Annotated in this window: 23 protein-coding genes and 1 pseudogene; 11 read left to right on the top strand and 13 right to left on the bottom strand. The window is 65.2% G+C overall.

The features are described from left to right. The 4 genes from I0D00_RS11810 to I0D00_RS11795 all read right to left on the bottom strand — a co-directional run bounded on the left by I0D00_RS11810 (position 1) and on the right by I0D00_RS11795 (position 3908). Positions 1-915, bottom strand: coding sequence for a glutamate/aspartate ABC transporter substrate-binding protein (locus I0D00_RS11810; RefSeq protein ID WP_213639914.1), 915 nt, complete (start codon positions 913-915; stop codon positions 1-3). 1012 nt (positions 916-1927) lie between these two features. After that, on the bottom strand, positions 1928-2287 hold the full coding sequence (locus tag I0D00_RS11805; RefSeq protein ID WP_213639913.1) for a VOC family protein: 360 nt from the start codon (positions 2285-2287) through the stop codon (positions 1928-1930). Positions 2288-2314: 27 nt separating this feature from the next. Next, on the bottom strand, positions 2315-2785 hold the full coding sequence (locus I0D00_RS11800; RefSeq protein WP_213639912.1) for an SPFH domain-containing protein: 471 nt from the start codon (positions 2783-2785) through the stop codon (positions 2315-2317). A 253-nt stretch (positions 2786-3038) separates the two neighbouring features. Then, positions 3039-3908, bottom strand: coding sequence for a DUF6236 family protein (locus I0D00_RS11795; RefSeq protein ID WP_213639911.1), 870 nt, complete (start codon positions 3906-3908; stop codon positions 3039-3041). Positions 3909-4414: 506 nt separating this feature from the next. On the opposite strand from I0D00_RS11795, the gene purE reads away from it, so the two are divergent. The 5 genes from purE to I0D00_RS11770 all read left to right on the top strand — a co-directional run bounded on the left by purE (position 4415) and on the right by I0D00_RS11770 (position 9243). After that, positions 4415-4906, top strand: coding sequence for a 5-(carboxyamino)imidazole ribonucleotide mutase (gene purE, locus I0D00_RS11790; RefSeq protein WP_213639910.1), 492 nt, complete (start codon positions 4415-4417; stop codon positions 4904-4906). A 100-nt stretch (positions 4907-5006) separates the two neighbouring features. Beyond that, on the top strand, positions 5007-6092 hold the full coding sequence (locus I0D00_RS11785) for a 5-(carboxyamino)imidazole ribonucleotide synthase (protein ID WP_213639909.1): 1086 nt from the start codon (positions 5007-5009) through the stop codon (positions 6090-6092). Positions 6093-6213: 121 nt separating this feature from the next. Then, positions 6214-6459, top strand: coding sequence for a GlsB/YeaQ/YmgE family stress response membrane protein (locus I0D00_RS11780; protein WP_213639908.1), 246 nt, complete (start codon positions 6214-6216; stop codon positions 6457-6459). 34 nt (positions 6460-6493) lie between these two features. Continuing rightward, positions 6494-7027: a DUF3299 domain-containing protein gene (locus tag I0D00_RS11775; RefSeq protein WP_213639907.1), complete on the top strand. Its 534-nt coding sequence runs from the start codon at positions 6494-6496 to the stop codon at positions 7025-7027. Between the two features lie 152 nt (positions 7028-7179). Further along, the gene (locus tag I0D00_RS11770; protein WP_213639906.1) at positions 7180-9243 is read left to right on the top strand and encodes a cation:proton antiporter; all 2064 of its coding nucleotides are present in this window, start codon (positions 7180-7182) and stop codon (positions 9241-9243) included. Between the two features lie 89 nt (positions 9244-9332). On the opposite strand, the gene I0D00_RS11765 is transcribed toward I0D00_RS11770, so the two are convergent. The 6 genes and pseudogenes from I0D00_RS11765 to I0D00_RS11740 all read right to left on the bottom strand — a co-directional run bounded on the left by I0D00_RS11765 (position 9333) and on the right by I0D00_RS11740 (position 16908). After that, positions 9333-11513: a M14 family zinc carboxypeptidase gene (locus tag I0D00_RS11765; RefSeq protein ID WP_213639905.1), complete on the bottom strand. Its 2181-nt coding sequence runs from the start codon at positions 11511-11513 to the stop codon at positions 9333-9335. A gap of 460 nt (positions 11514-11973) precedes the next feature. Beyond that, positions 11974-12273, bottom strand: a complete 300-nt coding sequence (locus I0D00_RS11760; protein ID WP_213639904.1) for a hypothetical protein — start codon at positions 12271-12273, stop codon at positions 11974-11976. 255 nt (positions 12274-12528) lie between these two features. Beyond that, a pseudogene (gene tssA / locus I0D00_RS11755) lies at positions 12529-13506 on the bottom strand (type VI secretion system protein TssA); the annotation flags it as partial. Positions 13507-13971: 465 nt separating this feature from the next. Further along, complete coding sequence (locus I0D00_RS11750; protein WP_213639902.1) at positions 13972-14877, bottom strand: D-hexose-6-phosphate mutarotase; 906 nt, start codon at positions 14875-14877, stop codon at positions 13972-13974. 119 nt (positions 14878-14996) lie between these two features. Continuing rightward, entirely contained in the window at positions 14997-16373 is a 1377-nt protein-coding gene (locus I0D00_RS11745) for a TRAP transporter large permease (RefSeq protein WP_213639901.1), read from the bottom strand. Beyond that, positions 16366-16908, bottom strand: coding sequence for a TRAP transporter small permease subunit (locus I0D00_RS11740; protein WP_213639900.1), 543 nt, complete (start codon positions 16906-16908; stop codon positions 16366-16368). Before I0D00_RS11740 ends, I0D00_RS11745 begins: the two co-directional genes overlap by 8 nt. A 194-nt stretch (positions 16909-17102) precedes the next feature. On the opposite strand from I0D00_RS11740, the gene I0D00_RS11735 reads away from it, so the two are divergent. Next, a complete protein-coding gene (locus I0D00_RS11735; protein WP_213639899.1) occupies positions 17103-18203 on the top strand; it encodes a TRAP transporter substrate-binding protein in 1101 nt (366 codons plus the stop codon). Between the two features lie 57 nt (positions 18204-18260). On the opposite strand, the gene arsH is transcribed toward I0D00_RS11735, so the two are convergent. The 3 genes from arsH to I0D00_RS11720 all read right to left on the bottom strand — a co-directional run bounded on the left by arsH (position 18261) and on the right by I0D00_RS11720 (position 19847). Next, positions 18261-18923: an arsenical resistance protein ArsH gene (arsH, locus tag I0D00_RS11730; protein WP_213639898.1), complete on the bottom strand. Its 663-nt coding sequence runs from the start codon at positions 18921-18923 to the stop codon at positions 18261-18263. Continuing rightward, on the bottom strand, positions 18914-19249 hold the full coding sequence (locus I0D00_RS11725; protein ID WP_213639897.1) for an ArsR/SmtB family transcription factor: 336 nt from the start codon (positions 19247-19249) through the stop codon (positions 18914-18916). The genes arsH and I0D00_RS11725 overlap by 10 nt, the downstream gene beginning before the upstream one ends. Before the next feature lie 196 nt (positions 19250-19445). Further along, a complete protein-coding gene (locus I0D00_RS11720) occupies positions 19446-19847 on the bottom strand; it encodes an acyl-CoA thioesterase (RefSeq protein WP_208707788.1) in 402 nt (133 codons plus the stop codon). Positions 19848-20098: 251 nt separating this feature from the next. Between I0D00_RS11720 and I0D00_RS11715 the strand changes: the two genes are divergently transcribed. The 5 genes from I0D00_RS11715 (at position 20099) to phoU (ending at position 26953) form a co-directional block, all read left to right on the top strand. Next, complete coding sequence (locus I0D00_RS11715; protein ID WP_213639896.1) at positions 20099-21067, top strand: PstS family phosphate ABC transporter substrate-binding protein; 969 nt, start codon at positions 20099-20101, stop codon at positions 21065-21067. 181 nt (positions 21068-21248) lie between these two features. After that, the gene (locus I0D00_RS11710; RefSeq protein WP_213639887.1) at positions 21249-23534 is read left to right on the top strand and encodes an ABC transporter permease subunit; all 2286 of its coding nucleotides are present in this window, start codon (positions 21249-21251) and stop codon (positions 23532-23534) included. A gap of 81 nt (positions 23535-23615) precedes the next feature. Further along, positions 23616-25232: a phosphate ABC transporter permease PstA gene (pstA, locus tag I0D00_RS11705; RefSeq protein WP_215730921.1), complete on the top strand. Its 1617-nt coding sequence runs from the start codon at positions 23616-23618 to the stop codon at positions 25230-25232. A gap of 69 nt (positions 25233-25301) precedes the next feature. Beyond that, positions 25302-26129, top strand: coding sequence for a phosphate ABC transporter ATP-binding protein PstB (gene pstB, locus I0D00_RS11700; protein ID WP_213639883.1), 828 nt, complete (start codon positions 25302-25304; stop codon positions 26127-26129). 92 nt (positions 26130-26221) lie between these two features. After that, positions 26222-26953 carry a phosphate signaling complex protein PhoU gene (gene phoU / locus I0D00_RS11695; RefSeq protein ID WP_213639881.1) on the top strand — a complete coding sequence of 244 codons (732 nt, stop codon included), beginning with the start codon at positions 26222-26224 and terminating at the stop codon, positions 26951-26953. The last annotated feature ends 46 nt before the right edge of the window (positions 26954-26999 follow it).

Below are 26999 nucleotides of genomic sequence, written 5' to 3'. Positions count from 1 at the left end.
TCAGAGCTGCTCGGCAGCCTTGTCGGTGGGGGTGGCGATGAGCTTCTTCAGCTCCGCGCTCATGGGGAAGTTGAGGTTCAGGCCCTTCGGCGGGATGGGCTGCATGAACCACTTGTCGTAGATGGCGCTGACTTCGCCGGACTGGTAGGTGGCGGTGATGGCGCCGTCGACCAGCGCCTTGAACGCCGGATCGCCCTTGCGCACCATGCAGCCGTAAATCTCGAACGACTGCGGGGTGCCGACCACGGCCCAGTCGGCCGGCTGCTTGGCCTTGGCCATCTCGCCGTAGAGCAGGGCGTCGTCCATCATGAAGGCCACCGCGCGGCCGGACTCGAGCATCAGAAAGGACTCGCCGTGGTCCTTGGCCGAGATGATGTTCATGCCCATCTGCTGCTCGGCGTTCATGCTCTTGAGCAGGCGCTCGGAGGTGGTGCCGGCGGTGGTCACCACGTTCTTGCCGGCCAGGTCGGCGAAGTCGGTCACGCCGGAGCTCTTCTTGGTCAGCAGGCGGGTGCCCACCTCGAAGATGCCCACGGAGAAGTCCACCTGCTGCTGGCGCTCGACGTTGTTGGTGGTCGAACCGCACTCCAGGTCGACGGTGCCGTTCTGCACCAGCGGGATGCGGGTCTGCGAGGTAACCAGGTTGTAGCGCACCTTCAGTTCCGGCAACTCCAGCTGCTGCTTGATCGCCTCGACCACCTTCAGCTGCAGGTCGTGGGAGAAGCCCACCGGCTGCTGCGGGCTGTCGCCGAAGTAGGAGAAGGGGATGGAGGCGTCGCGGTGGCCGAGGACGATGGTGCCGGACTCCTTGATCTTCTTCAGGGTGCCGGTCAGTTCCTCGGCCAGCGCCGGGGCGCTGAGCAGGCCGGCGGCCAGGGCGATGGCGACGGCGCGGGAAAGCGTGCTCTTGGTCATGCGGGTTCTCACTGTTGTTGTTATCGGGCGGGCCGGCCAGGTGCGTGGCGGTCGGCGGGGAAGGCGCGCGGCCTTCCTGCAGTGAGCTAGAGCAGGGAGCGTGCCAGCTACTCTTGGGACTTGCCATGTTTAGTAACACACTGAAAATAAAGGAAAAATATCTCTGCCTAGCTGATGCTGCCGAGGCGCCGCGTTCGCCTCGGCGAACGAGGGGGCTCTGTGCATTCGGAAAACCGAACGGCGTTGGGGCAGGCTATTCGTCTTCCACCGGGGGGATCGCGGCCACTCGCTACTTTTTCTCGCGGTGATGGGGGGTGAGGTGGGGTGTCAGCCATTCCCGGCTTTTGCCGCACATTCGGGTTGCGCCCCCTCGGGCGCCTCACTTTTCTTTGCTCGTGCCAAGAAAAGTAAGCAAAAGAAACACGCCCCGGCATCCGGGTCTCGCTGCGCGAGACTTCCCTCGCGCCGGCACCGCTCCGGGGGCACGTCACGAAGGGGCGTCCCTGCCCCTTCGTGACTCGCTCGGCGTCCTGCCTCGCGTCCCCCTGCGCAGCGCCTCTGCTCGGCCTCCTGACGGGGGGGCGCTCCACGGCAGACACACCGAGGCATGGCTGGACGGCAGCAGCGGCTGTGCTGGCCACTTGGCGCGAAGCGGACCAGCGGGTGCGGCGCCGACTCGATGATTGGTCTTGCACAGGAAGTGGCGCCGGGCCCCGGGCCCCCTCAGGAGGCCGAGTGCAATCGCCGTGGAAGGGGGCGAGCGGCAGGGATGCCGCGAGAGCTGCGATGGGCCAGGGAGGGCCCTTCGCCGCGGGCCCCTGGAGCGGCGATGGAGCGAGGGAACCCTGGCGCAGCCAGGGCCGGATGTGGGGTGTGCTTTCTTCTTGGTTGCTTCTTCTTTGCACAAGCAAAGAAGAAGCAACTCGCCCGAGGGGGCGAAACCAGCAGGTGCGGCCACCGCAGTCCGGCCGGGGCGACCACACCCAACGCAGCTTTGATCAACTGCGGAACGTCAGGCGCCGATATCGCTCCACACCGCGAACTCATTGCCACTGGGCTCGATGAAGTGAAAGCGCCGGCCGCCGGGGAAAGGGAAGATGGCCTTGCTGATCCGCCCGCCGCCCCGCTCGACCTTGCCCTGGGTCTCCTCCAGCGCGCCGCTGTAGAACACCAGCAGCGCGCTGCCCCGGTCTTGCGCGGCGCACAGCTCGGACTTGAAGAAGCCACCATCCAGGCCCTGATCGGCAAACGCCGTGTACTCGGGGCCGTAATCGGTAAAGACCCAGCCGAACGCGGCCTCGAAAAATGCCTTGGTCGCGGCCAGGTCCTTGGCCGGGAATTCGACGTAGTTGAGTTTTTCGTGCTGGTTCATCAGTAGGCTCCTTTCGACTCTCGATCCTCAGTTTCGAGCCTTGCCGGCTTCCAGAATCGGCAGGCCGGCCTCGGTCGGTATATAGATGCGCTCGCCTTTGCCGTCCTGCAGCCCCTTGATCCAGATATACCGCAAGTATTCCTCGTTGTGCTTCAGCGATTCGCCGATGATGCGATTGGCTTCGGCCGCCGCCTTCGCGCGCTCGATATCGGCCGCCCCTTCGGCTTTCGCCTGAACAATCTTAGCCTTCCCCTCCGCCTCGGCGAGGGTGACTCGGGCCTTGGCCTGCATCAGCGCCGCCTGCTCGCGGGCCTTGGCTTCCTCGATCAGAATCTGCTTCGACCACTCGGCCTCTTTCAGCGCGGCCCGGCCATTGAGTTCCATCTTGTAGACGTTGTATTTGGGCCAGGCCCACAGCGCCAGGGCGATTGCGATAAACCCGGCGATTACCAGAAAAGCCAGCGTTCCAAAGGCCAAGGCCTGTCTGTTTTGGTACATCCAGTACTCCGTTTAGTTGTGTTGGGTAGGGGCTAACGAATAGATAGTGTGGCTACGGTAAAACGGTTTCTTTTTCGCCCAAGTGGCTGGTGGGCAAGCAAAGCGTTGCCCACCCTACGCAAGCCTCGATGGCATCTGCGGCTTCCGCCCCTCGCCGTCAAGCACTGTGCCGGTCACGCAGGGTGGAAAACGGCGAAGCCTTTTCCATCAGGAACATCGAGGTTACTCGCTGCTTGCCTTTCGGTTATGTGATTTAGTCGAGTATGTTGTGATTTTTGGCTGTAGATAAATAGGCAAGTTTGGAGTTCTGCGATGCAGGTTGGAATGTATTGGTGGTTTTAGATGTTATTTTTAATGTAGATAGAACGGCGCCAGCAACTGTGGCTAGAGGAATTGTCATTCCTGTTGAAAAGAAATCTATTATCGCTCCAGACGCTGCTCCTGCTGATATGTCTTTGCCGCTCAAATTAAGTTCGGCTGAAAAATCGAATTTTCTTGTCTTTGTAAATCGTTCGTTTGTCACCTTTTCCAAATCGGCGATTGCAGATGACAGCCCTGAGATGGCTTTTTTTGAGGCGAGTTCGGGGTCTGGTGAAGAAAGAATGGTTTCGTATAGGCTATCTAGATGCAAATGTAGGTTCGCCAATTCGTCTTTGCGGGCTGCCTTAAATTCAAGAATTTCATACACGTTGGTATTTGCAGGCGGAGCCGGCAAAGTGGATGAAATATCAACTCTTATTATGTTGCGTCTTTGGTTGTAATTACTAGGGAAAGCGCACTCATCAGTTAGCTGATGTATTACCCAGTCTGTTTTTTTGTCCCTTACGAGGTCTTTTGCGACAATGCTTTGGCAGGACAAGATAGCGTCCGTTATTTGGTCGCCGAAAAAGGAGCCATTAAACCCAATGGTTGGTCGTTCAATCGCGCCTGCATTTATAAGGGTTTCTTCGTCCGGCAAGCCGATATATACAAGATTATTTCCGGGGATGATAATTTTATCCCAATACATAATGTAATAACGAAGCTCTTCGGCGGAAAGGCTTCTCTCCATTTGAAAGCCTTGTGGAAGTCGTTTTATTATTCCAGGTGAGGCGATTACGCCTCTTTCAAAATGTCTACTCATTACCTAATAATCTCATGGCTGCGGGTTAGAAGGCGAAGGTCGATCCCAGATAAGTGATAATCAGTGACTTGGTCCGAATGTTCTCTCAGCATATTCAGCCATTTACCGTGTCCCTCAAGTAATAGGCAAATCCAACGTGCACCGAGGCCTGCTTGTATTTCGGGCATATAGGTCGTCGGTGGAGTTGGGGAGGGGAGGGCATATTCAGATATCCATATCCTGCTTGGTGGCGAGGGGCGTACTGGCAGTCTGCTCCTGCGCAGACATCTAGCTCAAGGGCTGCGCAGCCCGGCGTGGCCTTCTATAGAGGAAGGACCACGCAGCCCGCGCCCGGGCCGGACGACGGACGGTCACGCAGGGGGGGCGCTATTTGTGTCGTTACGCTATACTGCGCCGCCTTAAAATCCGCCGGCTCGCGGGTTTGACCCGAACATGACAAGCCACGCCCTGCGCGTGGCTTGTTGGTTTTTGACGCGCCGTGAGGCGCCCGATGAAGAGGCACGACGATGAGCGCACTGGTTGGCGTGATCATGGGCTCCAAGTCCGACTGGTCCACCCTTAGCCACACCGCCGAGATGCTGGACAAGCTGGGCATCCCCCATGAGGTCAAGGTGGTGTCCGCCCACCGCACCCCGGACCTGCTGTTCCAGTACGCCGAGGAGGCCGAAGGCCGCGGCATTCAGGTGATCATCGCCGGTGCCGGCGGCGCCGCCCACCTGCCGGGCATGTGCGCGGCCAAGACCCACCTGCCGGTGCTCGGCGTGCCGGTGCAGTCGTCGATGCTGTCGGGCGTCGACTCGCTGCTGTCGATCGTGCAGATGCCGGCCGGCGTGCCGGTGGCTACCCTGGCCATAGGCCGGGCCGGTGCGGTCAACGCGGCGCTGCTGGCGGCGAGCATCCTCGGCCACCAGCACCCGCAGTTCCACGCGGCGCTGAAAAAATTCCGCCAGGAACAGACCGAGACCGTGCTGGACAATCCGGACCCGCGCCAGGCCTGAGGCCGCGCCAGCCGGGCCAAGTTTGAGTCGCGCGGGCGAGCCCGCGCCCAGGGCAGTGCATAGGGCCGCAGGCGCCTGCGGCAGTCGATGAGGTAGAACCATGAAGATCGGTGTAATAGGTGGCGGCCAGCTGGGCCGCATGTTGGCCCTGGCAGGCACTCCGCTGGGGATGAACTTCGCCTTCCTCGACCCGGCGCCGGACGCCTGCGCCCAGGCCCTGGGCGAGCACATCCGCGCCGACTACGGCGACCAGGACCACCTGCGCCAGCTGGCCGACGAGGTGGACCTGGTGACTTTCGAGTTCGAGAGCGTGCCGGCCGAGACCGTGGCCTTCCTCTCGCAGTTCGTGCCGGTCTACCCCTGCGCCGAGTCCCTGCGCATCGCCCGCGACCGCTGGTTCGAGAAGTCGATGTTCAAGGACCTGGGCATCCCCACCCCGGAATTCGCCAACGTGCTGAGCCAGGCCGACCTGGATGCCGCGGTGGCCAGCATCGGCCTGCCGGCGGTACTCAAGACCCGCACCCTGGGTTACGACGGCAAGGGCCAGAAGGTCCTGCGCCAGGCGGCCGACGCCGCCGACGCCTTCGCCGAGCTGGGCAGCGTGCCCTGTATCCTCGAGGGCTTCGTGCCCTTCAGCGGCGAGGTGTCGCTGGTGGCGGTGCGCGGCCGCGACGGCGAGACGCGCTTCTACCCGCTGGTGCACAACCGCCACGACAGCGGCATCCTCGCCCTGTCCGTGGCCAGCACCGATCACCCGTTGCAGGCCCTGGCCGAGGACTACGTCGGCCGGGTGCTGCAGAAGCTCGATTACGTCGGCGTGCTGGCCTTCGAGTTCTTCGAGGTGGACGGCGGCCTCAAGGCCAACGAGATCGCCCCGCGGGTGCACAACTCCGGGCACTGGACCATCGAAGGCAGCGAGTGCAGCCAGTTCGAGAACCACCTGCGCGCCGTCGCCGGCCTGCCGCTGGGCTCGACCGCCAAGGTCGGCGAGAGCGCCATGCTCAATTTCATCGGCGCGGTGCCGGCGGTGGATAAGGTCGTGGCGATCGACGACTGCCACCTGCACCACTACGGCAAGGCCTTCAAGGTCGGCCGCAAGGTCGGCCACGCCACCCTGCGCTGCGCCGACCGCGCCACCCTGGAGCGCAAGATCGCCGAAGTCCAGGCGCTGATCGAGCCGGCCTGAGGCGCAAGCCGGCGCCGTCTGCGGGTGCTGCCGGCGGCAGCGGATTGAACCTCTGCCGCCGGCTCCCGTCTGATGGCCAGGTGCCGCTTTCGGCACCTGTCACCGAAAGAGAGAGCCCGACATGAACATCCTCGGCATCATCTTCATCGGCCTGATCGTTGGCCTCATCGCCCGCTTCCTCAAGCCCGGCGACGACAGCATGGGCTGGATCATGACCATCCTGCTGGGCATCGGCGGCTCCATCGCCGCGACCTACGGCGGCCAGGCCCTGGGCATCTACCGGGTCGGCCAGGGCGCCGGCTTCATCGGTGCGGTGGTCGGCGCGGTGGTGCTGCTGATCATCTATGGCGCGATCAAGAAGCGCTGAGCCCAAGGTTTTTCCATCTGCTGCGAGCCCGCCCATGCGCTATCTGCTGCTGCCCCTGCTGTTGCTCAGTCACCTGGCGCTGGCCGAGCCGGCGGAAACCGACTGGCTGGAGCTGATGCCGGAAGAAGACCGCCAGGCGCTGGAGGCCATGCCGGAGATCGACCACGACGGCCCGGAGCAGGACGGTACCTTCTACAACCCCGGCGGCCTGCGCCAGCAGGACAAGAGCCTGCCGGCGGTGATGTACTCGGCCAGGACGGTGGCGGCGCTGGACGGCCGGGCGATCCGCCTGGGCGGCTACCCGGTGCCGCTGGAGAGCGATGCCCAGGGTCGCAGCACCCTGTTCTTCCTGGTGCCCTATCCCGGCGCCTGCATCCACGTGCCGCCGCCGCCGCCGAACCAGCTGGTGCTGGTGCGCTACCCGGAGGGCATCGAGTTGCAAGACATCTACGCGCCGCTGTGGGTCAGCGGCACGCTCAAGGTCGAGCCGGTCAGCAACGAGCTGGCGGATGCGGCCTATGCCCTGGATGCCGGCGCGGTGCGCCTGGTGGACGAGGCGGACCTCTAGCGATCCCGTAGCCCCGGGGCCGGCGTACCTCGTTTCATCTACCTCCTGCTGCCTGCTGCGTCCCGTTGCCTATGCTGAACGGAGGCGGCCTGTCCGCAGCTGGGCCCCGGTGCGCGGGCAGGCCGGCCGCCTGCCCGAACCGGGAGTGAGCCATGACGGACGGTCTGGCGATTCTGCTGTTTGCGGTCTTCGCCCTGCTCAGCGGTGCTGTGCTGCGCTTCCTGCTGCACGGCAGCCGGGTGCCTTACTCGGTCGCCCTGCTGTTGCTCGGCCTGCTGGTCGGCGCCTTGGCGGAGCAGGCCTGGCTGCCGGCCTGGGCGCAGGAATTCGGCCACAGCGTCGACTATGTGGCCGGCATCGAGCCGCAGCTGATCCTGTTCCTGTTCCTGCCGGCGCTGATCTTCGAGTCCGCCTTCGCCCTGGAGGTGCACCTGTTCCGCCGCATGCTGCCGCAGATCGCCCTGCTGGCGGTGCCGGGGCTGATCATCGCGACCCTGCTCACCGCGCTGCTGGTGCGCCTGGCCCTGCCGCTGGAGTGGAGCTGGCCGGTGGCGCTGATGTTCGGCGCCCTGGTCAGCGCCACCGACCCGGTGGCGGTGGTCTCGCTGCTCAAGGAGCAGAGTTCGCGCAAGCGCCTGGAGACCCTGATCGAGGGCGAGTCGCTGCTCAACGACGGCACCGCCATCGTCTTCTTCGTGCTGTTCTACGCCATGCTGCTGGGCGGCGCGGTCGAGGCCGGGGTCGGCGAAATCGGCCTGGAGTTCCTCCGGGTGGTCTGCGTCGGCGCCCTGGTCGGCCTGCTGGTGGCGGCGGTGGTGGTGCTCTGGGTCGGCAAGGTGTTCAACGACGCGGTGCTGGAAACCGTGGTGACCATCGCCGCGGCCTACCTGGGCTTCATCGTCGCCGAGCACGGCTTCCATTCCTCCGGGGTGGTGGCGGTGGTGACCACCGCGGTGCTGCTGGCCGGGGTCGGTCGCACCCGCTTCAGCCCGGAGGTGATGCACTACCTGCATCATTTCTGGGAGATGCTCGCCTATATCTTCAACACCCTGATCTTCCTGCTGGTGGGCATCATCATCGCCCGCCTGGTGGCGCTGCCGCCGTTGCACATGTGGCTGAGCCTGCTGCTGCTGTACCTGGGGGTCAACCTGATCCGCGGCACCACCATCGCCTTGCTCTCGCCCTTGCTGGCGCGCCTGGGCATCGGCCTGACCCGCGACAAGGCCATAGTGCTGACCTGGGGCGGCCTGCGCGGCGCGGTGGCCCTGGCCCTGGCGCTGTCGGTGGCGCAGCAGGGGCAGATCGAGGCGAGCATCCGCGAGCAGGTGCTGTTCCTCACCGCCGGCCTGGTGGTGCTGACCATAGTGATCAACGGCGGCACCATCAGCACGCTGCTGCAGTGGCTCGGCCTGGCCCAGCTGCCGCCGGCCAAGCAGGCCACCGTGGTCAAGGCCGAGGGGCTGATCCACAACGAGGTGGCCGACCTGCTCGAGGCGCTGCGCCGCGACCCGTTGCTGGCCCACGCCGACTGGCCGAGCATCGAGCGCAGCCTGCAGGGGCTGAGGCTCAGCGCCGAGTTCCAGCCGCGCGAGCCGGGGCCGCAGGAGGACCTGGCGGTGTTCTACAAGCGCCAGCTGCTGGAGAGCGAACGGCAGAACTACTGGAACCAGTTCGGCCTCGGGCTGCTCGACCAGGGCGCCGCGGCGCGCCTGGTCGAGGCGGTGGAGGCGGCTCTCGATGGCGTCCCCGACCTGGGGCCGCGGGCCCGCTTGCAGGCCCTCTGGTCCGAGCCGCCCTGGCTCGAGCGCCTGGCCCGTTGGGGCTGGCTGCGACGCAGTCGCTTCCAGCATCTGGCTGCGGTCTACGGCACCCTGCGCGGCTACCTGCAGGCCCAGCAGGCGCTGCTGAGCCTGGCCACCGACCTGGCCCCGGACCCGGCCATGGCCGAGGCCGCGCGGAGGCAGATCGGCGCCAACCTCGAGCAGGCCCAGGCCCTCCTGGCGCAATTGCGCCATGAGCACGGCCCGGTAGTGGCGCAGCTGGAAACCTATACGGCCCTGCGCCTGCTGCTCAACCGCCAGCGCGAGGCGGTGCAGCACCTGGCCGACGAGGGCGTGCTGGAGCCGGCGGAAAGCCGCAAGCTGATCGAGCGGGTGGAGGAGCGGATGTTCGAGTTGGCGCGCGGGCGGGCCGATGCTCTGGATCGGCACAGTTAGCCGGCCTGGCGAGGCGGCGGGAAGAGCCGCCGACAGGGTTCGCGGCGGACGGGGCAGGACCGGGCGCGCTGCCCGGCCCTGCCGGCGGCTTACTGAATCACCACGCTGTAGTCCTCCACCTCGCCGTAGTCGTAGCTGCCGCAGGCGTTGGGGGCGCTGTTGTAGCGCATGGCCACGCGCATGCGGGTCTTGCCGCTGGCGGCGCCGGCCGGAATGTTCAGCGTGCCGTTGACCACCGAGGTCTTGGCGCTGCCCGAGCTGAACACCTGTTCGCCGCTGTCGCTGAAGTCGCCGTCCTGGTTGAGGTCGATCCACACCTTCCAGTACTGCTTGTAGGCCGTGCCGGCGAACTGCGGGGTCAGGCTCAGGCTGTTGTTGCCGCGCTGCAGGGCGATCTGCTGGCCGGTGAAGTCGCTGTAGCTGGCCGCGCCGGAGGCGTTGCTGAAGCTGCCGACCTGCACCTTGCCGATCCACTCGTAGCTGGCGCTGCCGCTGGCGGCGCTGCAGTACTGCGCCGGCGGGTTGCCGCCGTCCTCGTCGATCACCAGGAAGCTGGCGCTGACCGCGCCCCAGGCCCCCGAGCTGTCGCGGCTGCGCACATAGACCATATGCCTGCCTTCGCTGAGGCCGGCGGTCACCAGGCTGCCGGTGAAGTCCTCGGTGCTGGCGTTGAAGCTGCCGTCGCTGGCCTGTAGCGCCGCCGGTGTCGCTCCGGACTCCCAGGGCGCCTGGTCGATGTAGACCTCCACGGCGCTGATGGCCTGGGTGCTTTCGCTGCCGTTGCTGTTGTTGAAGCGGGCATCGCTGGCGGTGCCGCTGACGGTGACCGCGGTGCCGGCCGGCACGCCGCTGGTGGCGGCGCTGCCGCTCAGACTGAGGGCGGTGACGTCCGGGCCCGAGGGGGTCAGGTAAGGCGTGCGCACCACCTTGGCGGCATAGATCAGCGCCGGCAGGTTGTTCGGCTTGATGGTGTTGGTATAGGTGCTGCAGTTCTGGAAGAACTGGGTGCCCAGTTCGAAGGTGTAGGCCGCCACCCCCAGTTCGCCGTAGCTGATGCCGTCGCTGGTGCCGTCGGTGGGGTAGAGACCGATGGACTGCTGCGGGCTGTAGCCGTTGAAGAAGGCGAACTTGCGCCCGAGGGTCTGCAGGGCGCTGCCGTTGGGCGCCGGGCTGCTGGTGTCGCCCCAGGGCCAGAGCACCAGTTCGCTGTAGCTGTGGATGTCCAGGTGGATGCCGCTGGTGTCGCTGGGTGCGCCGTCGTTCTTGCCTGGCCCGCGACGGTCCGGCCAGAGGCCGCGCACGTAGTTCTCCAGGGCCTGGATCTCCGGCTCGGAGCCGGCGCTGGGGCCGCGGTAGGTGTCGTTGCACTGGCTGCCGCTGGAGCCCTGGCCGTTGGTGCTGTTCCAGCCGAAGCTGAAGTTGCGGTTGAGGTCGGCGCCGCGGCTGTTGCTGCTGGCGCCGCAGTAGTTCTGGTTGGTGTTCTTGCGCCAGGACAGTCCGGTCTCGGCCTTCTTGCGGCCGTCCGGGTTGGCCATCAGCATGATGTGCACCTCGTGATGGTCGAGGATCCAGGTGGCATCGGCGTCCTGGCCGTAGCCGTCGACCAGCCAACGGGCGAAGTCCAGGGTCAGGGCCGCGGTGGTGTACTCGCGGGCGTGAATGGCGCTGTTGATGAACAGCTTGGGCTTGTCGCCGGTCTTGGCCTGGTTGGTCAGCTTCAGTACGCGCATGTCGTGGCCCCCCAGGTTGCTGCTCTTCTCCCAGGAGTCGCCGACGTCCAGCCACTGCGCCAGGTTCGGCTTGCTGCTGGCCATCCCCGCGGCCGCCGCGAAGGTCTCTTCCACCGTGGCGTAGCAGGCGTAACCGGGAATGCCACTGGCACTGCTGGCGCTGGGCGTAGCCATGCTCTTCATCTGCAGGCGGTTCTGCATCTTGCTGAGGATCTGGTTGCGCTGCTCGATGAACTCGGTGGCCGGAGCGAAGGTGAAGCCGAATACCTGCAGCTTCTGCATCTCTTCGTCATTCAATTCCATGACCAGATAGCCGTCGTCGTAATGCGACTCGAGCATCTGCCCGTGGAAGCTGATGGCCGCCTTGCGGGCAAGTTCCGTGCTCGGGAAGAACGCCTTGTAGACCTGGTTGTTCGACTTTTCCTGCTCGAGCAGCAGAAAGTCGTCCTGGGTAACTGCGGCGTCGGCGAATGCCAGGTGGGTATTAACACCGGCGACCACCAAGGCGATAGCCGACAAGGTATGTAGAGCTGTCTTCATTATTCATTTCCTTCGAATAAAGTGGCTCGGCGAAGCGGGATAGGCTTCGCGACTGGACGAGTTCTTGTGGAACTCGGGGCTGCTGGGGGAATGCATTCCGCTGCCAGTTAGAGTCGGGCTCAATACATCCTCAATTGACCCGCAACGGCTGTTGATACCAGCGCAGGCAGGGAACCGTTGCAAAGTAGAAGTGCTCTAAATTGCTGTCAATTACCGGAAATGTCCGGAAATTTGAAGGCTATTTGGGCATTTCATGTGACGTTAACGACAGCTTGGCGTGCCAGCCGAATAGGTAGCCGACTAGATCGTTTAGTGGGAAACAACGGCGGGCAGGCAAATCAAATTGTTACTGTTATTAATGCGGGGTGCTTGGATTTGGCTTTGAACGAGTCAAATTAATGACTGGGTGGTGAAGTTGTAAGCTGTGCGCCTGATAAGTGCACGCGAAGTGTCGAGTCGATCACGGAGATATAAGGATATGTCGCATCCGCGAAAATCGAGAACGAGCCGTTTTCTGGGATTCCTCGCCGTCTGCGGTTTCAGCGCGGCGCTGGTTGCCTGCGCCGTCGCAGAACCCGCGCCGCCACTGTCGGCCGAGGCCCGGCACCTGGCCGAGCAATGGCAAGCGCTGCGCACCAAGCCCGGGCATTTCTCTGGCGCCGCCTGGGATGACCAGGTCGACAAATGGCAGGGCAGCAAGCATCGGCTGATGCAGCAACTGCTCGAACTGGCCTGGAGCCAACGCTACGACGCGGCGCAACTACGCGCCCTGCTCGGCACCCCGGACCGAGTCTGGACGTCGGACTCGGATGGATACGCCAACTGGCTGCGCCTGACCGAGTGGCGCGGCCAACCAGCAGGCGAACTCTGGGCCTACGAATGGCGCGGCCAGCACGACCAGCTGCTGTTCGCCGTGGAGGGCGAGCAGGTGAGGGCGGCGGGGTGGTTGTTTATGTATGAGTAGGGGCGTTTGGGGTTGGTGAGGGAGGGTGTGCAGAATTTTGTGTAACCGGGGTTGCAGGCACTGCCAGACCAGGTGCTGGCCGTCGAGCCAGAAGGGCGCACGGGCGATGCTGGCTTCCAGGTCGACCAGCAGGTCGGCGTACTGCCCCTGCTGGTAGCGTTCCTGGTAGCTGGCCAGCTTGTCCGCCGGCAGGCCGCGCAGGGCGGTGACCTGCTCGGCGTTGCGCTCCGGCAGGCTGTCGATCGGCAACCACAGCAGGGTGCGGGCCAGGCGCAGGGCGCGCAGGTCGCTGGCCTTCTGCCTGAGCCAATAGGCGCACAGCGGGCGGGCCTGGTCCTGCAGGCTGCGCAGGTTCTTGTGGGCTTCTTTTTCGTTCTCCACCGGCGCGCCGGGGGTGAGCAGCTGAGTGGCGACCTGCTTGACCTGGGCAATGGCCGCCCCGACGCTGCCCGGCTCCGGTTGGCCCTGGCTGGCGCGGCTGACCAGTTCGTCCAGGCGCCGGCACAGTGGCAGCAGCAACGGCGCGTCTGCGCCGAGGTGCGCGGACAGGCAGGCTTCGAGGGCGCGCAGCTGCTCGGCGAGGCTGCGGAACAGGGCCAGCTGTTCGCCGATCGGCACATGCTCGGCCAGGGCCTGTTCCAGACGCGGCAGCAGCCAGCCGACAGCGGCGGCGCGGGTGCGCGGCTTGCGCGGATGCAGGTCGGCCCAGTGATTCAGGCACAGGTAGTGCAGCAGGCTCAGACCGGCCTGCAGCCCGGCGAAGGATTCGCGCTGGTACAGGCCCCAGATCAGCCAGGCGGCGACCCGCAGATCCTTGGACTGGGTGCTGAGCAGGGCTTCGCTGCATGCGCGAACCTTCTGCCAGTCGATGGCGGTGGTTTCATGCAGTGCGCTGGCCTTGCCCAGCTCGTTCTCCAGCACTTCGTACTCGCTGGAATAACGCATATCCGCGCCGGCGAAGTCTCCCTGGTTAATGGGGAGTTTGGCCAGCTCCAAATAATGAGCGGTGAGCGTGTTCGAATAGGTCATTCCATGACTCGGTTATATGTCCAGGCAACTCAGAAACGCCCTTTCCATCCTTGGGCGGCACGTATTAACTGTTCTGAGTTGTGCAACTTTCTGCGCACATCAATGTGCAACAAATTGCGCATGGCCTTAGTGGGGTGGGCATCCTAGCGAGATGACGAGAGGCGGGCAACTGTTGAAAGTGTGAAACCCGTTGCAATGAATGGGTTTGCTCGACTGGTTGTTGAAACGATAGTTCCCGGCGCTTTTGCGAATTACCGCACAAGTATTAAGTCGTGCGGAAGTTGTAGGAAATAGAAGTTGTGGGCTGTAGGAAATGGCTTGCTGGCAAATTAGTGGCGCATCACAGAACTGCGCCTGGCCGTCTTTCGGTTTGCGAGGGTTGCCCAGTCTCGCCTGGGCAAATCGTGTAATAGCGCTTTGCTATCTGGCTGGCTCTGGAGGAGGCCAGCCATGCTGGACGCTGCTTCAGCCGGGCAAGGCCTCGCTCCACAGGCTCACGCTCAGGCGATGCCGGGCGCCGGGCGCGAGCATGACGAGGTCCTCCAGGACATTGGCGTGCTCGATGCACAGCATGCCCTGCCAGGCGTCGGCGGCGAACTGCGAGAGTCGCTGAGCCTTGTCGGTCCAGGGGTTCCACAGCACCGCCGAGCGCGAGCCGCTGCTGCGCAGCTGGATGCGCCGCTGCCAGGCCGGATCGAGGATGCTCAGCTGGCTCGGCGTATCCAGGTAGATACGGTCGGTCTCGCCGGCAAAGCGCAGGGCGTCGAGTTGCTGGCGTTCGCGCCAGTCGTCCAGGGTGTCGATATAGCGACAGCCCTGCAGGCCTTCGACCTGGGCCTGGCGAATGTCGCCGACGGCGAAGTAGCTGTGCAGGGCCTGGCTCAGCGCCAGCGGCTGGTCGCCGAGGTTGCGGCTGTCGAGGTCGAGGTGCAGCTGCCGGTCGAGGCGGATGCGCAGCTGCAGTTCGGCCGCCTGGGGCCAGCCCGGCAGCGGTTGTTCGGCGCTGTTGAAGGCGAACTCGAGGTTGATGCCGTCGCCCTGCCGGTCGATGCCCAGCAGGCTCCACTCCAGGTCGCGCACCAGGCCGTGGGAGGGCACCAGGTTGCCGCCCTGGTACATGGCCTGCACCGCCTGTGGATTGCGCCGCAGGTCGCCGAACCAGGGCCAGCACACCGGCACGCCGCCGCGCACGCTGCGGCCGCTTTCGTAGGCCGCCTGCTCGCTCAGCCAGATCAGCGGCCGTTCGCCGTCGCGCTGGTAGCTCAGGAGCTGGGCACCCTGCTGGGCCACCAGCAGTTCGGCATCGGCGTGGCGGATGCGCCAGCAGGTCAAGGCGCCGAGTTCGACCCGTTCAACATTGGAGGTAGCCATCTGCATGCCCTGTCGCCGGAGTGGATAGCCCTATTGGAACGCAGCTTGGCCTGCAGTCCAAGGGGCAGACAGCAAAACGCCCGTCGTGGTGACGGGCGTTGCCTCGCAGCGCAGAGCGCTTACTTGCCGTAGACCTGCTCCGGCAGCCAGGTGATCAGCCCGGGGAACTGGTAGGCGATGATCAGCAGGATCAGCTGGATCAGGATGAACGGAATGACGCCGCGGTAGATGGTGCTGGTCGCCACCGACTGCGGGGTGACGCCGCGCAGGTAGAACAGGGCGAAGCCGAAGGGCGGGGTGAGGAAGGAGGTCTGCAGGTTGAGGGCGATCATCACCCCCAGCCAGATCGGGTCCAGGCCCATGGCCAGCAGCACCGGGCCGACGATCGGCACCACCACGAAGGTGATCTCGATGAAGTCGAGGATGAAGCCGAGCAGGAAGATCACCAGCATCACCAGGAAGAAGGCGCCGAGTACGCCGCCGGGGAGCTGGGCGAACACGTCCTCGATCAGCACCTCGCCGCCGAAGCCGCGGAACACCAGGGAGAACAGCGAGGCGCCGATCAGGATCATGAACACCATGGCGCTGATCTCGGTGGTGCCGTAGGCCACCTCGCGCAGTTGCTTGAAGTTCAGCTTGCCCTTGCCGAAGGCCAGGATCATGGCGCCGAACGCGCCGAGGGCCGCGGCTTCGGTGGGGGTGGCGTAACCGGCGAGGATCGAGCCGAGCACCGCGGCGATCAGCGCCAGCGGCGGCAGCAGGGCACCGATGAGCTTGCCCCACTCGATAGGGCCGAGCTCGTCCTTGGGCAGCGCCGGCAGCTTCTTCGGCTGGAAGATCGCGGTGCCGACGATATAGAGGATGTACAGGCCCACCAGCAGCAGGCCGGGGATGAAGGCACCGACGAACAGGTCGCCGACCGACACGGTCTTGGGCGAGAAGATGCCCATCTTCAGCTGCGCCTGCTGGTAGGCGCTGGACATCACGTCGCCGAGCAGCACCAGCACGATGGACGGCGGGATGATCTGCCCCAGGGTGCCGGTGGCGGCCAGGGTGCCGGTGGCGATGGCCGGGTCGTAGCCACGCCGCAGCATGGTCGGCAGCGCCATCAGGCCCATGGTCACCACGGTGGCGCCGACGATGCCGGTGCTGGCGGCGAGCAGCGCGCCGACCACGCACACCGAGATGGCCAGGCCGCCGCGCAGGGTGCCGAACAGCCGCGACATGGACTCCAGCAGGTCTTCGGCGACCCGCGACTTCTCCAGCATCACCCCCATGAACACGAACAGCGGCACCGCCAGCATGGTCTGGTTGTTCATGATGCCGTACAGGCGGTTGGGCAGGGCGCTGAGGTAGCCGGAGTCGAAGGTGCCGGTCAGGGCGCCGATGCCGGCGAAGATCAGCGACACGCCGCCGAGGGTGAAGGCCACCGGGAAGCCGGCCATCAGGGCCAGGCAGATGGTGACGAACAGCAGGATCGCCATCAATTCAATCATGTTTTACCTCGGACTTGGGCAGGCGGCCGGCCAGCAGATAAGCGGCCTTGATCAGGTCGGCGACGCCCTGCAGGGCGAGGCCGACGGCCAGCACCAGGATGATGCTCTTCTGCAGGTAGACGAACTTCAGGCCGCCCGACTCGCTGGAGGCTTCCAGGGTGGACCAGGAGTTGGCGACGTAGTCCCAGCTGGACCAGCCGAGGTACAGGCACAGTGGCAGCAGCAACAGCAGGTTGCCGCAGACCTCCACCAGGGCTTGGCGGCGGCCGCTGAACTTCTGGTAGAAGATGTCCACGCGCACGTGGGCGCCGCGGATCAGGGTCCAGGCCGCGGCCCCCATGAATACCAGGGCGTGGGCATAGAGCACGGCTTCCTGCAGGGCGGTGGCGCCGATGCCGAAACCGTAACGCAGCACCACGACTATGGCGGTACCGATCACCAGGAACAGGGTCAGCCAGGCGCAGCCCTGGCCGAAACGGGTGTTCAGCGTGTCGATCAGGCTAGCGAGGCGTAAGAGCGGGGGCGTGTCGGACATTGGAAGTCCTTATCGTTATGGGTGAGGAGGGCGGCCAGCCGGGAATTCTAGGCTGGCCCGGGCCGGCGCAGCAATGCCACTACAACTTTAGTCGTATCTACTAGGCTTGATGCTCACTAACCCCTATGTTATCGAGGCACAGTCTAGCCACGGCGACCCCGTGGTCAGACCAATACAACAAGAAGGAGCATTGCATGAAACGTCGTCAGATTCTCGCGGCAGCGGGTGTAGGCCTGGCCGCCAGCGCATTGGCTGGCTGCAACAAGGAGGCCGAAACCACTGCCAAGCCCCAAGAGGGCGGGGGCGGGGAGACCTTCAACTGGAAAATGGTCACCTCCTGGCCGAAGAACTTCCCCGGCGTCGGCGTCGGCGCCGAGCGCTTCGCCACCCTGGTCGAGGAAATGAGCAACGGCCGCCTGAAGGTGAAGATCTATGCCGCCGGCGAACTGGTGCCGGCGCTCGAGGTGTTCGACGCGGTGTCCCGCGGCACTGCCGAGATGGGCCATGGCGCGCCCTACTACTGGAAGGGCAAGGTGCCGGCGGCGCAGTTCTTCTGTGCCCTGCCGTTCGGCCCCAACGCCCAGGAGATGAATGCCTGGCTGCACAAGGGGGGCGGCATCGAGCTGTGGGAGGAGGTGTACAAGCCCTTCGGCGTGCTGCCGATGGCCTGCGGCGCCACCGGCGTGCAGACCGCCGGCTGGTTCAACAAGGAAATCAACTCGGTCGAGGATTTCAAGGGTCTGAAGATGCGCACCCCGGGTCTGGGCGGCGAAGTGCTGACCAAGATGGGCGGCACCGTGGTCAACATGCCGGCCGGCGAGATCTTCACCGCCCTGCAGACCGGCGCCATCGACGCCACCGAGTGGATCGGCCCGTACAACGACCAGGCCCTGGGCCTGCACAAGGCGGCCAAGTACTACTACACCCCGGGCTGGCAGGAGCCGAACGTCACCTTCGAACTGGACATCAACCTCAAGGCCTGGGAAACCCTGCCGCCTGACCTGCAGGCCATCGTCCGCGCCGCCGCCCGCGACGTGAATGGCGACATGCTCGATGCCTACAACGCGCGCAACATGGAGGCCATGGAACAGCTCAAGGCCGAGGGCGTCGACGTCCGCAGCCTGCCGGACGAGGTGCTGGCCAGGCTCAAGGAAGTGGCGGCCGAGGTGGTCGAAGCCAGTGCCGCGGCCGACCCGGTGGCCGCCAAGGTGTGGGCCCAGCAGAAGGCCTACCTGCAGCGCCTGGCCGAGTACGCGGAGTTCAACGAGAAGCTCATCTACAACATCCGCGGCTGATCCGTAGCGCGAGCGCAAACGCCGGCCTTAGGGCCGGCGTTTTCGTTGGGCGCAATCTCAGGCCGTGGCCGGCGCGACGGCACCACTGCCGTGCAGGATCGCGTAGCCGGCCTGCGGGTCCTGCGCCTTGCGCTCGCTGTAGCGATCGGTCAGGTGATCCTTCTGCTCGCGCACCAGCAGGGTGAACTTATACAGCTCTTCCATCACGTCGATGATCCGGTCGCGGTAGCCGGAGTCCTTCATCCGCCCGTCGGCCTCGAACTGCTCGTAGGCCTTGGCCACCGAGGACTGATTGGGGATGGTGAACATGCGCATCCAGCGCCCCAGCACGCGCAGGCTGTTCACCGCATTGAACGATTGCGAGCCGCCGGAGACCTGCATCACCGCCAGGGTCTTGCCCTGGGTCGGACGTACCGCGCCGTTGTTCAAGGGAATCCAGTCGATCTGCATTTTCATCAGCCCGCTGAGGTTGCCGTGGATCTCCGGGCTGGACCACACCATGCCTTCCGACCATTCGACCAGGCTGCGCAGTTCGGCGACTTTCGGGTGGCGCTCATCGGTGCTGTGCGGCAACGGCAGCCCGCTCGGGTTGAACAGGCGCACCTCGGCGCCCATCGCCGTCAGGTGCCGTGCCGCCTCTTCGGCGGCCAGGCGACTGAACGAGCGCTCCCGCAGGGAGCCGTAGAGAAACAGGATGCGTGGGGGGTGAGTCAGGGGCATGGCTGGCCATCTCCGGAGTTGTCGCAGAGGCTGTTGAGGTCGGCGCGACCCTGGCAGCAGTCCTCGGTCAGGTAGTTCAGCAGGGCGCCGGTGCCGGCCCAGTCGGTGGCGTAGAGCACGTGGCGGCCTTCGCGCCAGGTCCTGACCAGGCGGGCTTGCTGCAGCTGGCCGAGATGACGGGACAGGGTCGACAAAGGCACCTTCAATTGCGCGGCCAGGTCGCCGACCGACAGGCCTTGCGGGCCGCTTTTCACCAGCAGGCGAAAGGCCTGTAGCCGAGTGCCCTGGGCCAGGGCGGCGAGAGCCGCGATCATGGGTTCGCTCATGTTGCTTCCATGTTTGCACATTTATGCAAATGATCGTCCAGGCCTGAGCCCGGGTCAAGTGCAGCATGACGGATGGGCTCAAGCATGGCGGAGCGCGGCGATGGCGCGGGCCGTGGTGGTCTGTGGCGAGGCGTGGCCGTCGCGTATCGGGCGCTCGGGCGTCGGCAGGGACGCCTGCTCGAGCCACGTGCGACGGCTAGCGGCGTGGCGGCACGGGACGGGTGCGACCGCTGCCGTCGATGGCGACGAACACGAATACCGCCTCGGTGACCTTGCGCCATTCGCTGGACAGCGGGTCGTCGCTCCACACCTCGACCAGCATCTGGATCGAGCTGCGGCCGACTTCCAGGGTCTGGGTGTAGAACGACAGCTGGGCGCCGACGGCGACCGGCACCAGGAAGGCCATGCGGTCGATGGCCACCGTGGCGACGCGGCCGCCGGCGACCTTGCTGGCCATGGCGGTGCCGGCCAGGTCCATCTGCGCCACCAGCCAGCCGCCGAAGATATCGCCGAAACCATTGGTCTCGCGTGGCAGCGCGGTGATCTGCAGGGCCAGGTCGCCTTGCGGAATCGGATCATCCTGTTCGAATTCGTTCATCTCGGGTATGGCTCGCGGCGCGGTTGTTGTTGTGGGCGCGGAGCCCGCAGCATTGCGGGTTTGGCGAGTATACCGACTGAGCGGTCGCCGGGCGACCACGATGCCCGCCCGCCGGTGTTGGCCATGTATTTCCGGGCATTTCACGCAAATGCGGCTACGGTCATTTAATTGTCACATTGGTTTCATAGATTGCTCACACGGCCTGCAGATACTTGGCCTCGATCCACACCCCTCTAGCTTAGGAGCAAGGCATGAAACTTACGCGTTTGATGGCGGCCATGACGTTCGTTGCCGCTGGCGCCGCCACCGCCACCGCGGTTGCTGCTGTCGATCCGGCACTGCCGGCCTATGAGAAGACTTCGGGCGTATCCGGCAACCTGTCGAGCGTAGGTTCCGACACCCTGGCCAACCTGATGACGCTGTGGGCCGAGGACTACAAGAAGCTCTACCCGAACGTGAACATCCAGATCCAGGCCGCCGGTTCCTCCACCGCGCCGCCCGCGTTGACCGAGGGCACCTCCAACCTCGGCCCGATGAGCCGCAAGATGAAGGATGCCGAGCTGCAGGCCTTCGAAGAGAAGTACGGCTACAAGCCGACCGCCGTCCCGGTCGCCATCGACGCCCTGGCGGTGTTCGTGCACAAGGACAACCCGATCAAGAGCCTGGACATGGCCCAGGTCGATGCCATCTTCTCCAGCACCCGCCTGTGCGGTGCGGCGCAGAACGCCAAGACCTGGGGCGACCTCGGTCTGAGCGGCGACTGGGCGGCCAAGCCGATCCAGCTGTTCGGTCGTAACTCGGTGTCCGGTACCTACGGCTACTTCAAGGAAGAGGCCCTGTGCAAGGGCGACTTCAAGCCCAACGTCAACGAGCAGCCGGGTTCGGCTTCCGTGGTACAGTCGATTTCCAGCACCCTGAACGCCATCGGCTATTCGGGCATCGGCTACAAGACCTCCAGCGTTCGCGCCGTGCCGCTGTCGAAGAAGGGCGGTGAAGCCTTCGACGCCACCGAAGAGAACGCCCTGGCTGGCAAGTTCCCGCTGTCGCGTTTCCTCTACGTCTACGTGAACAAGGCGCCGAACAAGGCCCTGAGCCCGCTGGAAGCGGAGTTCGTCAAGCTGGTGATGTCCAAGCAGGGGCAGGAAGTGGTGGTCAAGGATGGCTACATCCCGCTGCCGGCCAAGGTTGCTGAGAAAACCCTGAAGGAACTCGGTCTCTAAGCAGGCCGCCGACCTCGCCGCGGCCCTGTGCCGCGGCACGCGCTAGACGCGCCCGCCGCTCCCCGAGGAGCGGTGGGCGTTGTTGCGTCACCACGCTGTAATCTTTCTGTCATACAAGGCGGTTAGATTGACGGTCCGCTTATCCGGCGGCGCGTGTGCGCAACTGCCCAGAGATTTTCGTATGACCGACTTGGCCACCGACACCATGACCGCACCTCTGAACAGCAGCCAACGGCTGGACTTCAACACCCCGGCCATGCAGCGCAAGCGCCGCATGCGGGCCATCAAGGACCGCCTGGCGCATTGGTACGTGTCCATCGGCGGCCTGGTCGTGCTGGCTGCGATCACCCTGATCTTCTTCTACCTGGCCCATGTGGTGCTGCCGATCTTCTCCGGCGCCGAGCTGGAGGCGCGCGAGGCGCAGCAGCCCGCCTGGCTGGCCGAGCAAGGCGAGGCCTTGCTGCTGGCGGTGGAAGAGCAGAACAAGGTGGCCATGCGCCTCAATCGCGCCGGCCAGGTGCAGTTCTTCGCCACCAAGGACGGCGCGGCGCTGAGCAGCGTCCAGCTGCCGCTGCCGGCCGGCGCCAGCATCGTTTCCTTTAGCGAGGATCAGCCGGGTAGCCGCCGAGTCGCCCTGGGCCTGTCCAACGGCCAGGTGCTGGTGTTCAAGCAGAACTACCGGGTGACCTATCCGGACAACGTCAAGACCATCACCCCGAGCCTGGAGTACCCCTTCGGCGAGGCGCCGATCGGTCTCGATCCCCAGGGCCGGGCCCTGGAGCACGTGGCGATCAGCCAGAGCGGCGACACCCTGCTGCTCAGCGCCGCCACCGGCGCCGAGTTGCACGTGCTGTCGATGAGCCGCGAAGAGAACGAGTTCACCGGCGAGGTGACCCAGGAAGAACGGCGCATCGCCCTGCCGCAGATCGCCGAGCCGATCAGCGCGCTGCTGATCGATCCGCGTCATCAGTGGCTCTATGTATTCAACGGCCGCGCCACCGCCGATGTCTTCGACCTGCGCAGCAACAGCCTCAATGGCCGTTACAAGCTGCGCGAGGGCGAGGCCAAGATCAGCGCCGTGAGCCCGCTGCTGGGCGGCATCTCGCTGCTGGTCGGCGACAGCAAGGGTGGTATCGCCCAGTGGTTCATGGTGCGTGACGAAGAGGGTGAGTCGGCCCTGACCCGCATCCGCGACTTCAAGCTCGGTGACAGCGCGATTACCCAGTTCCTTCCGGAAGAGCGCCGCAAGGGCTTCCTGGCCCTGGACACAGACGGCAAGCTGGGCATCTTCCACAGCACCGCGCATCGCACCCTGCTGGTCGAGCAGGTTGCCGAGGGCGCGGCCGTCGCCACCCTGTCGCCGCGGGCCAGCCGCGTGCTGGTGGAGTCCAAGGGGCAGATCCTGCCTTTCGTGGTCGACAACCCGCACCCGGAGGTGTCCTGGAGTTCGCTGTGGGGCAAGGTCTGGTACGAGAGCTATGACGAGCCCAAGTACGTCTGGCAGTCGACCTCGGCCAACAGCGACTTCGAGCCCAAGCTGAGTCTCTCGCCGCTGACCTTCGGCACCCTGAAGGCGGCCTTCTACGCCATGCTGCTGGCCGCGCCGCTGGCCATCTGCGCGGCGATCTACACCGCCTACTTCATGGCCCCGGCCATGCGCGGCAAGGTCAAGCCGGTGATCGAGCTGATGGAGGCGCTGCCGACGGTGATCCTCGGCTTCTTCGCCGGCCTGTTCCTGGCACCCTATGTGGAGGGACATCTGCCCGGCATCTTCAGCCTGCTGCTGCTCACGCCGGTCGGCATCCTCCTGGCCGCCTATGGCTGGAGCCGCCTGCCGGAGCGCATCCGCCTGGTGGTGCCGGATGGCTGGGAGGCGGCCCTGCTGATTCCGGTGATCCTGCTGGTCGGCACCTTCTCCCTGAGCATGAGCGGCTACCTGGAGAACTGGCTGTTCGGCGGCGACATGCGCATGTGGCTGAGCAACGACCTGGGCATCCCCTTCGACCAGCGCAACGCCCTGGTGGTGGGCCTGGCCATGGGCTTCGCGGTGATCCCGAACATCTACTCGATTGCCGAGGACGCCGTGTTCAGCGTACCCAAGAGCCTGACCTTCGGCTCCCTGGCCCTGGGGGCGACGCCCTGGCAGACCCTGACCCGGGTGGTGATCCTCACCGCCAGTCCGGGCATCTTCTCGGCGCTGATGATCGGCATGGGCCGCGCGGTCGGCGAGACCATGATCGTGCTGATGGCCACCGGCAACACGCCGATCATGGAGATGAACATCTTCGAGGGTCTGCGCACCCTGGCCGCCAACGTGGCGGTGGAGATGCCGGAGTCGGAAGTCGGCAGTACCCACTACCGCGTGCTGTTCCTCGCCGCGCTGGTGCTGCTGTCCTTCACCTTCGTGATGAATACGCTGGCGGAGATCATCCGTACCCGCCTGCGCAAGAAATACGCCTCGCTCTAAGACTCGGGAAGGTAGACGTCCGTGAACGTGAAAAAGCAAAACCTCAACTCCTGGTTCAAGAGCGGCACGCCCTGGGTGTGGATGACCGCCGGTGGTGTCGCCATCGCGGTGATCATGACCCTCGGCCTGCTGGCGGTGATCGCCACCCGCGGCCTGGCGCACTTCTGGCCGGCCGACGTGATCGAATCCACCTACCAGGTTCCGGGTGAAAGCCCGCGCGTGCTGGCCGGCGAACTGGTGCAGTCCGAAGAGGTGCCCCGTGCCCGCCTGAAGTCCGCAGGGCTGCCGGTGGACACCGAGGGCGGCGAGTTCATGACCCGCCAGCTGCTCAAGGTGGGCAACCGCGAGGTGTTCGGCGCCGACTTCAGCTGGGTGGTCGCCGAATGGCTGCGGGAATCCCATACGCCGGCCAATCTGCTGGTGATGGAGCGCCGCGAGTGGGGCAACTTCTACGGCTACCTGGTCAACGTCAAGCAGGACGGCCAGCTGGTCGCCGAGGGCGATGCCGCCTGGGATGAGCTGCAGCAGCGTATCGCCCGCATCGACGAGCTGCACGGCCAGCTCAGCCGGCTGGAGAAGAAGGATATCGGCCGCATCAACCACGGCCTGGAGGCGCTGCGCCTGAAGACCCGCAGGTTGGAGCTGGAGGGCCGGCTGGATGCCGCGGCACAGGCCGACCTGGACGCCGAGCGCGCCCAGTGGGACGCCGAGTACAAGGTGCTGGAGGCCGAGCTGGTGGGCCTCAACCAGCAGTTCAACCGCGACAGCGTCACGGTCAGGACGGTCGACGGCCGCGAGCAGGAGATCAGCCTGGGCAAGGTGGTTCGCGTCTTCCAGCCCAACGCCATGGGGACCCTGGACAAGCTGGGTTTCTATTTCGCCAAGGTCTGGGAATTCGTCAGCGATGACCCACGCGAGGCGAACACCGAGGGCGGCATCTTCCCGGCCATCTTCGGCACCGTGATGATGACCCTGATCATGGCGGTGATCGTCACCCCGGTCGGCGTGCTGGCGGCCATCTACCTGCGCGAGTATGCCAAGCAGGGGGCGCTGACCCGGATCATCCGCATCGCGGTGAACAACCTGGCCGGCGTGCCGTCGATCGTCTACGGCGTATTCGGCCTGGGCTTCTTCGTCTACGTGCTGGGCGGCTCGATCGACAGCCTGTTCTTCGCCGAGGCCGCGCCGGCGCCGACCTTCGGTACGCCGGGCCTGATGTGGGCCTCGCTGACCCTGGCGATCCTCGCCGTGCCGGTGGTCATCGTCGCCACCGAGGAGGGCCTGGCCCGCGTGCCGCGGGCCCTGCGCGAGGGCTCCCTGGCCCTCGGCGCGACCAAGGCCGAGACGCTGTGGAAGGTGGTGCTGCCGATGGCCAGCCCGGCGATGATGACCGGCCTGATCCTCGCCGTGGCCCGCGCCGCCGGCGAGGTCGCGCCGCTGATGCTGGTGGGCGTGGTCAAGCTGGCGCCGGCCCTGCCGCTGGACGGCAACTACCCCTACCTGCACCTGGACCAGAAGATCATGCACCTGGGCTTCCATATCTACGACGTCGGCTTCCAGAGCCCCAACGTCGAGGCCGCGCGGCCGCTGGTGTACGCCACGGCGCTGCTGCTGGTGCTGGTGATCGCCTCGCTCAACCTCAGTGCGGTGTATATCCGCAACCACCTGCGCGAGAAGTACAAGGCGCTGGATCACTAAAACCGACTATCGCCGCCGCCCGCCCTGGCGCGGGCGCGGCCCACGAATTGTTAGCGTAGGGAGTCCCCCATGCAGCACCAAGCACACGGTATCGATATCTCCGCCCTGGGCCGCGACAAGCAGAGCCTGGACCTGAACCAGGAGGCCGTGGCCATCGAAGTGCCCGGCCTGAACCTGTTCTACGGCGACAAGCAGGCCCTGTTCGATGTGCAACTGAACATCCCGCGCCAGCGCGTGACCGCCTTCATCGGCCCGTCCGGCTGCGGCAAGTCCACCCTGCTGCGCACCTTCAACCGGATGAACGACCTGGTCGACGGTTGCCGTGTGGAAGGTGAGATCAACCTCGACGGGCGCAACATCTACCGCAAGGGCGAGGACGTGGCCGAGCTGCGCCGCCGCGTCGGCATGGTGTTCCAGAAGCCCAACCCCTTCCCCAAGAGCATCTACGAGAACGTGGTCTACGGCCTGCGCATCCAGGGCGTGAACCAGAAGCGCGTACTCGACGAGACGGTGGAGTGGGCGCTGAAGAGCGCGGCGCTGTGGGACGAGGTCAAGGACCGTCTGCACGACTCGGCCCTGGGCCTGTCCGGCGGCCAGCAACAGCGCCTGGTGATCGCCCGTACCGTGGCGGTGCAGCCGGAAGTGCTGCTGCTCGACGAGCCCTGCTCGGCCCTCGATCCGATCTCCACGCTGAAGGTCGAAGAGCTGATCTACGAACTGAAATCCAAGTACACCATCGTCATCGTTACCCACAACATGCAGCAGGCCGCGCGGGTGTCCGACTACACGGCGTTCATGTACATGGGCAAGCTGATCGAGTACGGCGATACCGATACCCTGTTCACCAACCCGGAAAAGAAGCAGACCGAGGACTACATCACCGGTCGCTACGGTTGATGGCCCTGGCGGAGGACGCCGCCTCGCGTGGTGCGCTCCGCCACAGCTTATCCCCACCAGCAAACGTATCCGGTTAACCCAAGGGTTCGCAGATGATCAACAAAGACAGCCTTACCCACCACATCTCCCAGCAGTTCAACGCCGAGCTCGAGGAGGTGCGCAGCCACTTCCTGGCCATGGGCGGCCTGGTCGAGAAGCAGGTCAACGACGCGGTCACCGCGCTGATCGAGGCCGATTCCGGCCTGGCCCAGCAGGTGCGCGAGGTCGACGACCAGATCAACCAGATGGAGCGCAACATCGACGAGGAGTGCGTGCGCATCCTCGCCCGCCGCCAGCCGGCGGCCTCCGACCTGCGCCTGATCATCAGCGTGTCCAAGTCGGTGATCGACCTGGAGCGCATCGGCGACGAGTCGACCAAGATCGCCAAGCGCGCCATCCTCCTGTGCGAGGAAGGCGAGTCGCCGCGTGGCTACGTGGAGATCCGCCATATCGGCGACCAGGTGCGCAAGATGGTGCAGCAGGCGCTGGACGCCTTCGCCCGCTTCGATGCCGACCTGGCGCTGGCCGTGGCGCAGTTCGACAAGACCGTCGACCGCGAATACAAGACCGCCCTGCGCGAGCTGGTCACCTACATGATGGAAGACCCGCGCTCGATCTCCCGGGTGCTCAACGTGATCTGGGCGCTGCGTTCGCTGGAGCGCATCGGCGACCATGCGCGCAACATCGCCGAGCTGGTGATCTACCTGGTGCGCGGCACCGACGTGAAGCACATCGGCCTGACCCGCATGCAGGAAGAGGTGCAGGGCGGCGGCAAGAGCAGCTGAGGCCGTCGACGGCGGACCTGGCTCGCCGTTCGCCGCTTTAGGGTTA

It is taken from the genome of Pseudomonas lalucatii (assembly GCF_018398425.1).
Lineage (GTDB): Bacteria > Pseudomonadota > Gammaproteobacteria > Pseudomonadales > Pseudomonadaceae > Aquipseudomonas > Aquipseudomonas lalucatii.
Note: the sequence above shows the minus strand (reverse complement) of the source record. Positions and strands in the feature narration are given on the sequence as shown.